Source organism: Ligilactobacillus ubinensis, from assembly GCF_024160875.1.
Taxonomy (GTDB): Bacteria; Bacillota; Bacilli; order Lactobacillales; family Lactobacillaceae; genus Ligilactobacillus; species Ligilactobacillus ubinensis.
Window position 1 is genome coordinate 22,883 of record NZ_JAIULA010000003.1, and the last position, 13,192, is coordinate 36,074.

At 33.6% G+C, this 13,192-nt stretch carries 12 protein-coding genes; 4 read left to right on the top strand and 8 right to left on the bottom strand.

Going from position 1 to position 13,192, the window contains the following annotated elements:
* Positions 1-7 precede the first annotated feature (7 nt).
* Together LB941_RS02095 and LB941_RS02100 are read left to right on the top strand one after the other, a co-directional pair.
* Complete coding sequence (locus LB941_RS02095) at positions 8-1,009, top strand: nucleoside hydrolase (protein ID WP_253359098.1); 1,002 nt, start codon at positions 8-10, stop codon at positions 1,007-1,009.
* Complete coding sequence (locus LB941_RS02100) at positions 1,002-1,565, top strand: ECF transporter S component (RefSeq protein ID WP_253359099.1); 564 nt, start codon at positions 1,002-1,004, stop codon at positions 1,563-1,565. The genes LB941_RS02095 and LB941_RS02100 overlap by 8 nt, the downstream gene beginning before the upstream one ends.
* A gap of 70 nt (positions 1,566-1,635) precedes the next feature.
* Here the strand turns inward: LB941_RS02100 and LB941_RS02105 are convergent, their stop codons facing one another.
* The 6 genes from LB941_RS02105 to fakB all read right to left on the bottom strand — a co-directional run bounded on the left by LB941_RS02105 (position 1,636) and on the right by fakB (position 5,672).
* Positions 1,636-2,061 carry a universal stress protein gene (locus LB941_RS02105; protein ID WP_253359100.1) on the bottom strand — a complete coding sequence of 142 codons (426 nt, stop codon included), beginning with the start codon at positions 2,059-2,061 and terminating at the stop codon, positions 1,636-1,638.
* A 90-nt stretch (positions 2,062-2,151) separates the two neighbouring features.
* Positions 2,152-2,562: a peptide deformylase gene (locus tag LB941_RS02110; RefSeq protein ID WP_253359101.1), complete on the bottom strand. Its 411-nt coding sequence runs from the start codon at positions 2,560-2,562 to the stop codon at positions 2,152-2,154.
* Positions 2,563-2,723: 161 nt separating this feature from the next.
* Positions 2,724-3,314: a signal peptidase I gene (gene lepB, locus LB941_RS02115; RefSeq protein WP_253359103.1), complete on the bottom strand. Its 591-nt coding sequence runs from the start codon at positions 3,312-3,314 to the stop codon at positions 2,724-2,726.
* A 24-nt stretch (positions 3,315-3,338) separates the two neighbouring features.
* Positions 3,339-3,734, bottom strand: coding sequence for a hypothetical protein (locus tag LB941_RS02120; RefSeq protein WP_253359104.1), 396 nt, complete (start codon positions 3,732-3,734; stop codon positions 3,339-3,341).
* 94 nt (positions 3,735-3,828) lie between these two features.
* On the bottom strand, positions 3,829-4,653 hold the full coding sequence (locus LB941_RS02125; protein ID WP_253359105.1) for a TIM barrel protein: 825 nt from the start codon (positions 4,651-4,653) through the stop codon (positions 3,829-3,831).
* A gap of 152 nt (positions 4,654-4,805) precedes the next feature.
* Positions 4,806-5,672 carry a DegV family protein gene (gene fakB / locus LB941_RS02130; protein WP_253359106.1) on the bottom strand — a complete coding sequence of 289 codons (867 nt, stop codon included), beginning with the start codon at positions 5,670-5,672 and terminating at the stop codon, positions 4,806-4,808.
* Between the two features lie 237 nt (positions 5,673-5,909).
* Here fakB and LB941_RS02135 point away from each other — a divergent pair, with 237 nt between their 5' ends.
* The gene (locus LB941_RS02135) at positions 5,910-7,622 is read left to right on the top strand and encodes an Rqc2 family fibronectin-binding protein (protein WP_253359107.1); all 1,713 of its coding nucleotides are present in this window, start codon (positions 5,910-5,912) and stop codon (positions 7,620-7,622) included.
* Between the two features lie 180 nt (positions 7,623-7,802).
* On the opposite strand, the gene parC is transcribed toward LB941_RS02135, so the two are convergent.
* The gene (parC, locus tag LB941_RS02140; protein ID WP_253359284.1) at positions 7,803-10,220 is read right to left on the bottom strand and encodes a DNA topoisomerase IV subunit A; all 2,418 of its coding nucleotides are present in this window, start codon (positions 10,218-10,220) and stop codon (positions 7,803-7,805) included.
* A gap of 53 nt (positions 10,221-10,273) precedes the next feature.
* Positions 10,274-12,295 carry a DNA topoisomerase IV subunit B gene (gene parE / locus LB941_RS02145; protein ID WP_253359108.1) on the bottom strand — a complete coding sequence of 674 codons (2,022 nt, stop codon included), beginning with the start codon at positions 12,293-12,295 and terminating at the stop codon, positions 10,274-10,276.
* 242 nt (positions 12,296-12,537) lie between these two features.
* On the opposite strand from parE, the gene plsY reads away from it, so the two are divergent.
* Complete coding sequence (gene plsY, locus LB941_RS02150; protein ID WP_253359109.1) at positions 12,538-13,158, top strand: glycerol-3-phosphate 1-O-acyltransferase PlsY; 621 nt, start codon at positions 12,538-12,540, stop codon at positions 13,156-13,158.
* The last annotated feature ends 34 nt before the right edge of the window (positions 13,159-13,192 follow it).

The window sequence follows — 13,192 nt, forward strand, 5'->3', positions numbered from 1 at the left end:
AGAAATAATGAGTGCCAAACAAAAAGTAATTATTGATTGTGACCCAGGAATAGACGATAGTCTGGCGTTGCTTTTAGCTCTAAACTCGCCTGAACTGGATGTTATTGGTATAACCATCGTATGTGGTAATGTTCCTGTCAGTTTGGGTGCAGATAATGCTTTAAAAATATTACGTTTAGGCAAACGTTTGGATATTCCTGTATATATAGGAGCAAAAAAACCGCTTATTCGTGATTATATAAGTGCCCAAGACACACATGGGGTCGATGGTTTAGGTGAAACAAATATTCCTGCAGTCACAAATGTTTACGCAAAATCAGGAGCGATTGATTTTATAAATCAAAGTTTGATACAGTATCCTGATTTGACAATTATTGCAATTGGGCCTTTGACTAATATTGCAATAGCTTTAAAAAAGCAACCTACTGCTTGGAAAAGCCTAAAAAATTTTATTTCAATGGGTGGAGCATACAAGTCTTATGGAAATTGTTCCCCTGTTGCTGAATATAATTATTGGTGTGATCCAGATGCAGCAAACTATGTTTATTCATCTTTACCTTGCAAAATAACTATGGTAGGTTTAGATGTCACCCGTAAAATTGTATTAACACCGAATATTTTAGAGTATATCTGCGCGATTAATCCAAAAATGGGAAGTTTTATTCGTGCTATTACTCGTTTTTATTTCGATTTTCATTGGCAACAAGAAAAAGTTATTGGCTGTGTGATTAATGATCCACTAGCAATCGCTTATGCAATAACACCAACACTTTGTGAAGGGTTTGATGCTTATACACAAATCGAAACCATAGGTATTTCATTGGGCCAGTCCATTGTAGATGCTCAAAACATTTTTAAGCATGTTACAAACAGTCATATTTTGACAAAAGTTGATGATTTTAAATTTATGCACATGTTTTTAGAAAGAATCGCAACAGCTAAGGAGCCTGAACTAACTCAAACCTTAGCTCAAATTATGGTTAAAAAAGGACGGTCTACACATGAATAAAAAAATTATCAGCCCTAGAGTTATTACACTTGTTGGTCTTTGTATTGCCCTCAATATTGTTGGTAGTAATCTTGCGTTAATGCTAAAATTACCAATCTATTTGGATACAATAGGGACTATTCTTTCAGCCGCACTATTGGGACCACTTGGTGGTATGATTACTGGACTACTGACGGGAACTTTTGTTGGTCTCACAACCGACATGATTTCACTTTATTATATTCCTGTACAGTTAGTTATTGGTTTAGTTGCAGGATTGTTATATCGTCGTATTTTGGCTAATGACGTTAAAAATGTCTGGTGGGTTGCTTTTCTAATCTCTGTGCCTGGAACAGTTTTCAGTACTGCAATTACTTACTATCTATTTCACGGTGTTACTTCATCTGGTTCAAACATCCTAGTTCAAATTCTCGCTGGTATTGGCGTTAATAAATTTTTAGCTATTTTACTAGTTCAAGTAATCACTGACTACTGTGACCGTTTAGTTGGTGTATATACCGTTGTAGTTCTATTTAATCTTTTAAAAAATAAATTTCCGGTGAAGTTAAGCAAATAGCAATAAATCCATATAAAATAAGATTCGAAATCATATTGCAAGATTTCGAATCTTATTTATTACTGTATAATCATTTAACGACTAAAACATCACAAGCTGAATTTCGAATTACATAACTTGTGTGTGAGCCTACGACCAGTTTTTCAATATTATTCATACCAGTTTGACCAATTACAATCAGGTCAATTCCATTTTCTTTTGGAAAAGTGTCTGCTAAAATATTTTTGGCGTTACCGACTAAAACATTCTCACTTACAGTTAGCTTTTTGTCAGTTGCTTCTTTTATATACGGTTGGAGATTTTCGCGCGCATACTGTGCTTGTTCACGATAAAAGTCTTCAGATGCACCAAAAGAAATATCCATGCTACGATCACGATTGATAACCCACAATAAACTAATTTTTGCATTTAGAGCTTCTGCTAGAGAGCATCCAATTGTGAATGCTTGTTTTGCCTGCTTTGAACCATCAATACCAATTAAAATATGCTTATACATGATCATCACCCCTATAACTTTTAATGTAACACTAGTAATATTACAAATTCATTATAACATATTTCATTTATATTGTAGTCATCTTTTTATTTAAATTAATTTTCCATTACAATGATCTATTTCATGTTGGATAATTTGTGCGGTTGTACCTGCAAAAACTTGTTTTACCGTTTTGAAATTATCGTTTAAATATACTACTTCTATTTTAGAATATCTTTTAGTCTGCCTGGCTCCATCAAGAGACAAACACCCTTCTTCAGTCAAATATGGTTGAAGTTTTTTAGTGATTTTAGGATTTATCATTATTATATTAAAAACGTTTAGCGAAACAATGATGATGTTTTTCTTAACGCCAATCATATTTGCTGCCATTCCCACACAGTTCTTTTGATATGCTACTAATGTGTCTTTAAGATCTTGAATTATCGCAATATCTGCGCTCGTTGCATCCGTTGATTTTTGAGATAAGAAAAATTCATCCCGTACTATTTTACGTATCATTAACTTTCCTCTGTATTATTTAGTTAGTATAAATTCACTCTAACAGAAAAGACAATTAACGACAATCATTAATTAGAGAACGAAACAGAGTAGCAATTGGCTAATGAACTTTTATTGTAGCAACATAAAAAGAATCTAGTTTCCTAGACTCTTACATAAACTTATTTACTTGGATAAAATGAATTTATTACTTTAGTTTTAGAGTTCCAGAAGAACACTTTGGCAACACCTAGTATTTTTGTTTTTGGAACAAAGCCATAATAGCGACTATCATTCGAGACAACACGATTATCTCCTAAAACAAAATACTTTCCTTTAGGCACCGTAAAGGTTTTTCCTGTGCCTAGCGTAATGCCCTTTGCATATCTTTGTAGATTTAATGTACCCGTTGTTCGTTGTGCTTTAGTAATATAGCTTTGTGATTGATATTTACCATTTACATAAAGATCACCATTATTTTTATACTCTATTTTATCCCCGGGTAAACCAATTATCCGTTTTACATATTTAGTATTCTTGGTAACATTACCAGATACTTTATCAACACCATAGGCATCAAAAACAATAACCGCCCCACGTCTGATTTTTCCCATTTTAAACAACATTACTCGTTCATTATTTTGTAAATTCGGGTACATTGATGTCCCATCTACTCTAACCATTGAAAAAAAGAATGTTTTTATAATAACAGCAATCAATAATCCAACAACAATCGGCCATACCCAACTCAATATACTTCTTAATCTTTCCACCAGAAAAAATCCTCCTTAGTCAATCTAATGTACAGACTGCTCCATTTTCTTGACGCAATACAAATATATACCAAACACCACACAAAAAACAAGTTCATAAACGATAAACCAACTTTTTTGTGTATACATAAACGGCATTAGCATACACATAATCTCTAAGATAAGTTTTATGAAAAAATAGCTAGAGTAAAAATGGATTAGATTTTCTAACAAAGCAAACATACCTATAACAACAATCAAAACAGTTAAACAAATGATGAATGAAAAAACAGTATGCGTCTTATCAGTTATTTCTTGCGCCGAATTAACTGTATAACCTTTAAATACAAAAAGGTTAACGATAAATCGATAAATCCAATCATTAACTATATAAATAATGCCTAAAACCCCAACGGAGATGTTTAATAATTTGCTCAGCAAAATCGAGTACACTCCTTTTTAAATTCATACTCTCAATATTAAGCAGATATTAGTCAGATAAAAAGACTTTCTAGACTTCTTAAAATATTTTTAATCACAAATGAAGTTTATTTGCTAAGTTTAACAAATATTCATGACTTTGTAGCTGCTCAGTTGCATCTGTTTGATCTTTTAAAACAATTTCATAAATGCTTGTTGCGTTTGGATTTAACAATGGCAATACATTTTTCCAATCAATATTACCCTTTCCTAAAGGCAAACTATCATGCTTTTTACCCATAGAATCAACCAAATGATAGTGAACAATCTGACTTCTAAGACGTTTTAAGGATGCTAATAAATCTTTATTTGATCCATTTTGTTTAATAAAACAATGCGATGTATCAAATGCTAACCGATAATTTCTAGCTAAAATACTTCTATCTTCTTGTTTCTCACCATAATAAAAAATTGGTGAAATTGAATTTTCAAACATTATATGTTCTTGACCAAGTGCAGTAAATTTATCAAGGCGTGAAAAAGCGGCTTGCTGTGCACTATTTAAATTCGGGTATAATGCAATAAAATTATTTGTATGTCTTGAGTAGGAACCATGAACTAACACTTGAACATCGTAATCAAAAGCTAACTGCAATAAATCATTAGTGCTTTTGTCAATAAAGTAATATAGTTCTGGAAAGGTACTTTGTGGTGCGATAATTTCTGTAAACTCATTCTGATAGCGCATTGGATGATGTAGAACAATTTTATCAGTTGCTGTTGCTTTAACTTTTTCAATTGCAGCAGCTAATCGCTTTAAACCGTCTGCCGTAAAATCTTCTTCTGAAGTAAAAAATTCAAAAACATCGGGTTTATACAACAATCTATTATTAAGTTGCTCGGGTGCTACACTTGCTTTTAATCCTAAATCAATATGCATTTTATCCAATCTCCCCATTAAAAAACAATGTTTAACTTTGAGTCATAATATCTACTTGACCTCAAAAAGAGGTGAGAAAAAATATTCTCACCACTTTAAAAAATTGCAAAAACGCGTGTAACTATTGTTTCTAAATCAAAAAATAATTAAAATTATTGCTTATCAATATCACGCATCCACGCTAAGGCCAATGCTTTTTCACCTAAATGAGTACCTATTACAGGTCCAAAATAACTTATATCAACTTGACAGTCAGGATATTTCTTTTGAATTTTAGCTTGCCACTTTAAAGCAGCGTCTTCATCATTTGCATGGATAATTAAAATTCGCACCGGATAATCAATTTTAGACATAGCTTCTGAAAACAAATCTTCAACGCGCTTTAACGCACGTTTTGTAGAGCGTACTTTTTCAAAAGCAACAATTTGATGTGATTTTTCATCAAAAGTTAAAATCGGTCTAATTTTTAAAACATTCCCAATAAAAGCTGAAGCATTAGACAAGCGTCCGCCGCGTACTAAATTTTGTAAGTCGTTAACAATAAAATACTCATCAATTGTTTTACGTAATTCATCTAAATGAATTTTTATTTCATCAAGGTTAGCTCCCGCTTTCGCCATTCGCGCTGCTTCAATAACAAGATTTCCCATTAACATAACCGTAATCTGTGAATCGTAAGGCATTAGCTGTATATCGGGAAGCTGTTCTTCTAAATTATATAATGTTTGACATAAGCCTGAAATAGTACTTGCCAAATGAATACTAATTACAGCATCATATCCTTCATCTTGTAAAGATTGATATAAACTAATTAATTCACCAACTGGAGGCTGTGATGTACTTGGAAATGTTTCCGATGTTCGTAACTTAGTGTAGAATTCTTCCGTTGTAATATCCACGCCTTCATTATATACCTGACCGTCAATAATAAACGGAATCGGAACGACCCGAATCCCGTATTTCTTTACGGTTTCCTGCGGAAGGTAGGCCGTACTGTCTGTAACAACAGCAATTTTCATATACTTTTGCACCTACTTTTTTTAATTTTCACAAATATTATCATAACATACTATATTTATACATTCTAGCATGAGTACACTTCAAGTGCACTTAAATAACAGAATTCTCTTTCGATTATGAACGAAATAAAGCAAAAGTGCAAATTTAATTGCATAAAATAAGGTAAATGTTGCAATATGGCTTATTTGTTGTGGTAAAATTAAACGCAAAGACTTTTTAGAAAGCGAGTGAGAAGCATGTCCTTTGACGGATTATTTACCCATTCGATGGCAAATGAACTTAATCAAAAACTTAGTTCAGGTCGTGTTATGCGGATTTCACAACCTTTTCCAAATGAAATAATAATTACTGTTCGCGCGAATAGAAAGAACTATCCACTTTTATTGTCTGCCCATCCGATGTATGCGCGAGTTCAGATTACTAAGATTCCTTATACCAACCCACCCGTACCTACTAAATTTACAATGATGTTGCGCAAATATCTCGAAGGGGCCCGTTTGATTTCAATTAAACAACCTGAGAATGACCGTATTTTGAATTTTTATTTTTCAAATCGAAATGAATTAGGTGATCAGATGCCCCTCATTTTAAGTTCTGAAATTATGGGTAGGCATAGTAATCTCATCTTAATTAATCAGCAAAGCAATAAAATTATTGATACTATCAAACATGTTGGCATGGATCAAAATAGATACCGAACTTTACTACCTGGTTCAACTTATCGTACGCCACCTAAGCAAGATAAACAAAACCCTTTAACAACAAAAGCAGAAGATATTAATGCATTGGTTCGTCAATACCCCAATCGCGAAATCTTTGCACAACAATTAGTAAAAAGATTCCAAGGTATTGCAGCAGATAGTGCTTTATATATTGCTGATTATCTGCATATGCATTCTGTTGACACAGATACTTTAAAAAATCTATGGCAGCAATTAGATACACCGACGCCTACTTTAGTTGAACAACCGCAACTATCTTTCTCATGTTTTGCGTATTCTCAACTAGAAAACAATAGTCAGCAAACCTTCAGTTCATTAAGTGAATTATTAGACACATTCTATCGCCATAAAGCCACACGTGATCGTGTCCAGCAACAAGGAACAAAACTAATCCATACGGTTAAAGTAAATTTAAATAAGAATCGAAAAAAACTGGCTAAATTGACAAAAGAATTGCAAACGACCAATAAAGCAGATATCTACCGAGTTAAAGGCGAAATTCTTACTACCTTTTTGTATAAAATAGAACGTGGAATGCAAGAAATTACTTTGCCTAATTATTATGATAATGATAAGCCACTAAAAATTACTCTATCGAATCAACTATCACCTTCACAAAACGCTCAAAAATATTTTAAACGCTATACTAAATTACGTAATGCCGTTAAATTTATAAACGAGCAAATGGCATTAACCAAAACAGAGATTAATTATTTAGAAAATATTCAATCACAACTTGAATTAGCTACACCTAAAGATTTACCAGATATTGATCTTGAATTACGTCAAGAAGGTTATCTAAAAAAGCAGAAAGGTAAAAACACCAAACGCAAACAAAAACTTAGTCAACCTGAGCTTTTTTATGCTAGTGATGGTACAAAAATATTTGTTGGTAAAAATAATTTACAAAATGATCACCTTAGTTTAAAAAAAGCTGCAAAAAAAGACTGGTGGTTGCATGTTAAAGATTTTCCCGGCTCGCATGTAATTATAAATACGGAACATCCTAGTGAGCAAACTTTAATTGAGGCTGCATCTTTAGCCGCCTATTTTTCAAAAGAACGTTCTTCAAGCAATGTTTTAGTCGATTATGTTCAAGTGAAAAAACTACGGAAACCTAATGGTGCAAAACCTGGTTTTGTTATCTATGAGGGTCAACAAACCATTTCGGTTACTCCTTCTGTAAATTTAATCGATAGTTTAAAAAAAGACACTACCACAATCTAAAAAAGAGTTCTAGACAAATAACGTAGCAAAATGCGCCTCAATGTCTAGAACTCTTTTTATCTCTAAATATTTAGTAACAAAATATACGCTCAAAGGCAACTAGTTGTGCTTAAATCCATAATTTAAGATAAAGCTTATTAACGCTCTTTTAGCAAACCGCCTTTTGTCGCATTCTCATTTCTATTCTTTTTCGTCTGTTGAACTATTGGTTGTTTCCATCTCTAAGTTGTTCCATGTTACAGGAATCCCCTGTGTTTCAACATCTAATAGAAATGATCCATTTGAATATCTATCACCAAATGGATGATCTTTCGGAGATATATCGATTGTTTCTTGTTTATTTGTTAATAACCTGAATGTTTGATTATCATTTATTATTTGGGCTAGTATAATACGATGCGGATTACGCTTAAGTTCACGCATAATTTGAACACCACGGCGCGCTCTTGTTGTTTTCGTGACTTCACTAACTTTCATTTTCTTAAAAGCACCTCGTTGTGTTAATACACCAACGACGTCGTTTTCGCTAACTAATAATACACTTATCAAGTAATCATCACGTAAATCCATACATTTAACACCTGCAGCCTTAGCTCCATTAACAGGCACTTCACTTAAATCATATCTTAAACCATAAGCAGCATTTGTAATACAAAAGACCTGTAAGTCCTGCCTAATGTTTTCTTGATAATTAATCAAAATAACGTCATCACTATTCTTTTTTAATTTGATAAATGATGATGCTCTGGTTTTATATGTTCGCCCTGGTTTTAGTTCATTTAGTGGTGTTTGCTTAATGAACCCTTCTCGTGTTGCAAATACGAAATTACCAGTTTGCTCTAGATCCTTAAAAATATAGGCCTTTAAAACAACTTCATCAGCATCTAATCCAACTGTCTGAGATAAATGCTCCCCAGTATCTTTCCAACGCTGTTCACTTATCTCATGTACCGGACGATAAATCACATGGCCCTTATTAGTAAAGATTAAAAGATGATTTAGCGTATTCGCTGTAGTTTGAAGAATGGGATAATCTTCATCTTTAAGTCCATTTTCTGCATTACCTGAAGCATTAAATGATCTTAATGATGAACGTTTTACATAACCATCATGTGATACCAACACCATAACATCTTCTTGCGCAACGGTTACTTCTGTTTCAACTTGAATGTTCTCAATTTCTGCTTGAATTTCTGTACGACGCTGTGTAGCATAATTTTTTACAATAGTTAGTAATTCTTTTTTTATGACTTTATCTAATTCTTTTTGATTGCCTAAAATGTTCTCATATTTTTCGATATGTTCACGTAAGTCCTTAGCCTCTTCTTCTAAAGCAACGACATCCGTATTTGTTAACCGATATAATTGTAATGATACAATAGCTTCAGCTTGCTTTTGTGTAAATTGGAAACTTACTACCAAATTTTTTTGAGCATCAGCTTTATTTTTAGACCCACGAATCGTTTTAATCACTTCATCTAAAATAGAAAGCATCTTAATAAGGCCTTCTACGATGTGTGCACGCGCCTTAGCCTTATTTAAATCAAATTGTGTACGTTTAGTTGTAACATCTCTTTGATGGGCTATATAGGCTGTTAAAATCTTTTTTAGACCAACATGCTCCGGTCGTTTATTATTAATTGCTACCATGTTGAAATTATATGAAATTTGTAAATCTGTATTTTTAAGTAAGAAATTCAAGATTCCCTGTGCATTAGCATTCTTTTTCAACTCGACAACAATTCGCAAACCTTCACGATCACTTTCATCCCGAACTTCTGCAATACCTTCAACTTTTTTTAGTAAACGTAATTCATCAATGTGTTTAACTAAACTGGCTTTATTAACTTCGTAAGGAATTTCGGTAACAACAATTTGTTCCTTACCCCCGCGAAGACTTTCAATCTGGGTACGTGCTCTTAAAATTGTACGTCCCCGTCCAGTTTCATATGCTTTTTTAATTCCATCTAAGCCCTGTAATATTCCTCCAGTAGGAAAATCAGGTCCCTTGACAAAGCGCATTAGTTCAGGTAACTGCGCTTGTGGGTGCTCTAGTAAATAAATAGTAGCGTCAATCGTTTCTTTTAGATTATGGGTTGGAATTTCAGTTGCATAACCCGCTGAAATTCCAGTTGATCCATTAACTAGTAAATTAGGGAAGCGTGCTGGTAAAACCATTGGTTCATACTCAGTATCATCAAAGTTCAATACCATATCAACAGTCTTTTTATCAATATCACGTAACATTTCTGAAGCTATCTTTGATAGCCGTGCCTCAGTATATCGCATAGCAGCAGGTGGATCCCCGTCCATTGAGCCATTGTTACCGTGCATTTCAATTAAGGGTTCACGTAATTTCCAATCTTGGCTTAGTCTAACCATTGCTTCATAAATAGAACTATCACCATGCGGGTGAAAATTACCCATAACGTTACCAACGGATTTTGCTGATTTTCTAAAGGCTTTGTCATAAGTATTTCCATCCTGATTCATTGCAAAAAGAATACGCCGTTGTACTGGCTTAAGACCGTCACGGATATCTGGTAAAGCACGTTCTTGGATAATATATTTTGAATATCGGCCAAATCGTTCACCCATAACAGCTTCAAGTGAAAGTTCCTGAATATTATTATGTGTCACTTTAATACCTCCTAATCTTCAGTACTACTATCAAATAATGATGGTTGTAACACTTCGTCTTGTTTCTCTAAATCCTCATGTGCACCTTCAGCAACTGTAGTATCTAATAAACTGCCATCTTCTTCTAACGTAAATTGAACATTCTTTTCAATCCATTTTCTTCGTGGTTCAACCTTATCGCCCATCAGAGTTGTAACTCGCTTTTCAGCAACTGTTTCATCATCAATTTTTATTCGGACTAAAGTTCTCGTCTCTGGATTCATCGTTGTTTCCCACAATTGATCAGCATTCATCTCACCAAGGCCCTTAAACCTTTGGAGTGTATAACCTTTACCAATATCTTTAGCAGCATTATCTAATTCTGCATCTGTCCATGCATAGCGAATTACGTGTTTTTTCTTAACGTTTTTTTGTAATTTATACAAAGGAGGCAATGCAATATAAATCTTGCCAGCATTAATCATTGGACGCATATATTTATAAAAAAATGTCAACAACAAAGTTTGAATATGCGCACCATCAGTATCTGCATCAGTCATAATGATAACTTTGTCATAGTTAGCATCATCGATATTAAATTCTGCACCGACTCCAGCACCAATCGTATAAATCATTGTATTTATCTCTTCATTTTTTACAATATCTTGTAATTTGGCTTTTTCTGTATTTAGCACTTTACCTCTTAATGGCAAAATAGCTTGAAATTTACGATCACGTCCCTGCTTGGCTGAGCCACCCGCAGAATCCCCTTCGACTAAAAATAATTCATTTTTCTTAGCATTTTTTGATTGTGCTGGCGTTAATTTACCTGATAAGTTTCTTTCAAGTTTACGTTTCTTCTTACCTGTCCTACTCTCATCTCTTGCTTTACGAGCAGCTTCCCGTGCTTCCCGTGCCTTTAAAGATTTGCGCACTAAATCTTGTCCAAACTCACCATTTTCCATCAAATAATATGTTAGCTGTTCACTAACAACACTATCAACGATTGTTCGTGCTTCTGGAGTTCCTAATTTACCCTTTGTTTGTCCTTCGAATTGTAGTAATTCTTCTGGAATACGCACAGAAATAACCGCAGCAAGTCCTTCACGAACATCGCTACCTTCAAGATTTTTATCTTTTTCTTTTAATAAGTTAATTTTGCGTGCATAGTCATTAAATGCCTTTGTCCAGGCTGATTTCATTCCTACTTCGTGTGTCCCACCATCTTTGGTACGCACATTATTGACAAATGACATAATATTTTCTGAATAGCCATCATTATATTGAGCAGCAACCTCAACTTCCACGCCATCTTTTGTACCATCAAAATACAGTACATTTCCTAAAGTATCTTTATCTTCATTCAAATAAGCAACAAATTGTTTAATACCTTCCTCAAAATGAAAAATATCTTGCACATCATTACGTTCATCTGTCAGTGTTATTTTCACACCTTTAAGTAAAAATGCTGATTCACGTAATCTTTCAGCTAAGGTATCATAATTAAAATGTGTGGTAGAAAAAATAGTTGCATCTGGTTTAAAAGTAACTGTGGTTCCACTTTGGCGTTTTGTTTTACCTAATTTACGCAATGTACCTATTGGTTGACCACCGTCAACAAAGTCTTCTTCATACTCAATTCCATCTCTAACTGTATTAACCGTTAATTTAGATGATAAGGCATTAACAACTGAAGCACCCACCCCATGTAATCCACCTGAGGTTTTGTAATCTCCTTGTCCAAATTTTCCTCCAGCATGAAGCACTGTAAAAATAACTTCGACTGTTGGAATACCTAAAGAATGCATTCCAACAGGCATTCCTCGACCATAATCTACAACAGTGATTGATTCATCTTGATGAATTACGACATCTATTTGTTTACCGTAGCCTGATAAAGCTTCATCTACTGCATTATCTACTATCTCATAAACTAAATGATGTAATCCTTTGGCATCTGTTGAACCAATATACATCCCCGGTCGTTTTCTAACAGCTTCGAGGCCTTTTAAAACCTGTATTGAATCATCATCATAATTTGGTTTTTTTGCCATTTATAATTAACCCCTTCTATATATTAATCGGAGTAAACTCTCCCTGCATTTTTTGCAGTAATCAGTATATGATAACTTAAAAACAGCTTTAAAGTAAAGCATAACAATATAATCATAGCATTTATTCATTGAATGCTTCAACTAATTTAAAAAAATATAAAGACTAATATTAAAATTAGATTGAAGTTTATTAGCAGATAGTGCTACAATTAAACGGATAATTACTAAGGAGGTTTCATTGAGTGGATACAAAAATCTTACTCATGCTTGTTATTGGTTATTTATTAGGATCTATTCCTTCTGGTGTTTGGATTGGCAAAGCTTTCTATGGGAAAGATGTTCGCCAATATGGCAGTGGTAACATGGGCACTACAAATACTTTCCGTGTTTTGGGCAAAAAAGCAGGTACTCTTGTCTTACTTCTTGATATGTTTAAGGGAACGTTGACAGCCTGTCTGCCCCTTATGTTCCATTCAAACGCCAATATTATGCTGATTGGATTATCAGCAATTTTTGGTCATGCTTTTCCAATTTTTGCAAAATTTAAGGGTGGAAAAGCTGTGGCAACAAGTGTGGGTGTTTTATTAATTTATAATCCTCTTTTCTTTTGTATCTCATGGATAATTTTTTTATTGACACTATATATAACCAGTATGGTTAGTGTCGCAAGTATGGTAGGCTTTACAATTATTAGTATAATTTCATTATTTTTTGGTGATTGGATTTTAATCATTGTTGCATTTTCATTAACAATATTTGTATATGTTCGCCATTGGGGCAATATTGAACGAATAAAGAATGGGACAGAAAATATGGTTCCATTTGGTCTATGGTATAAAAAGCAACAGAATAAACAAAAATAATCGCAAAAAAGCTCAAAATTCGTTTAGTGTAATC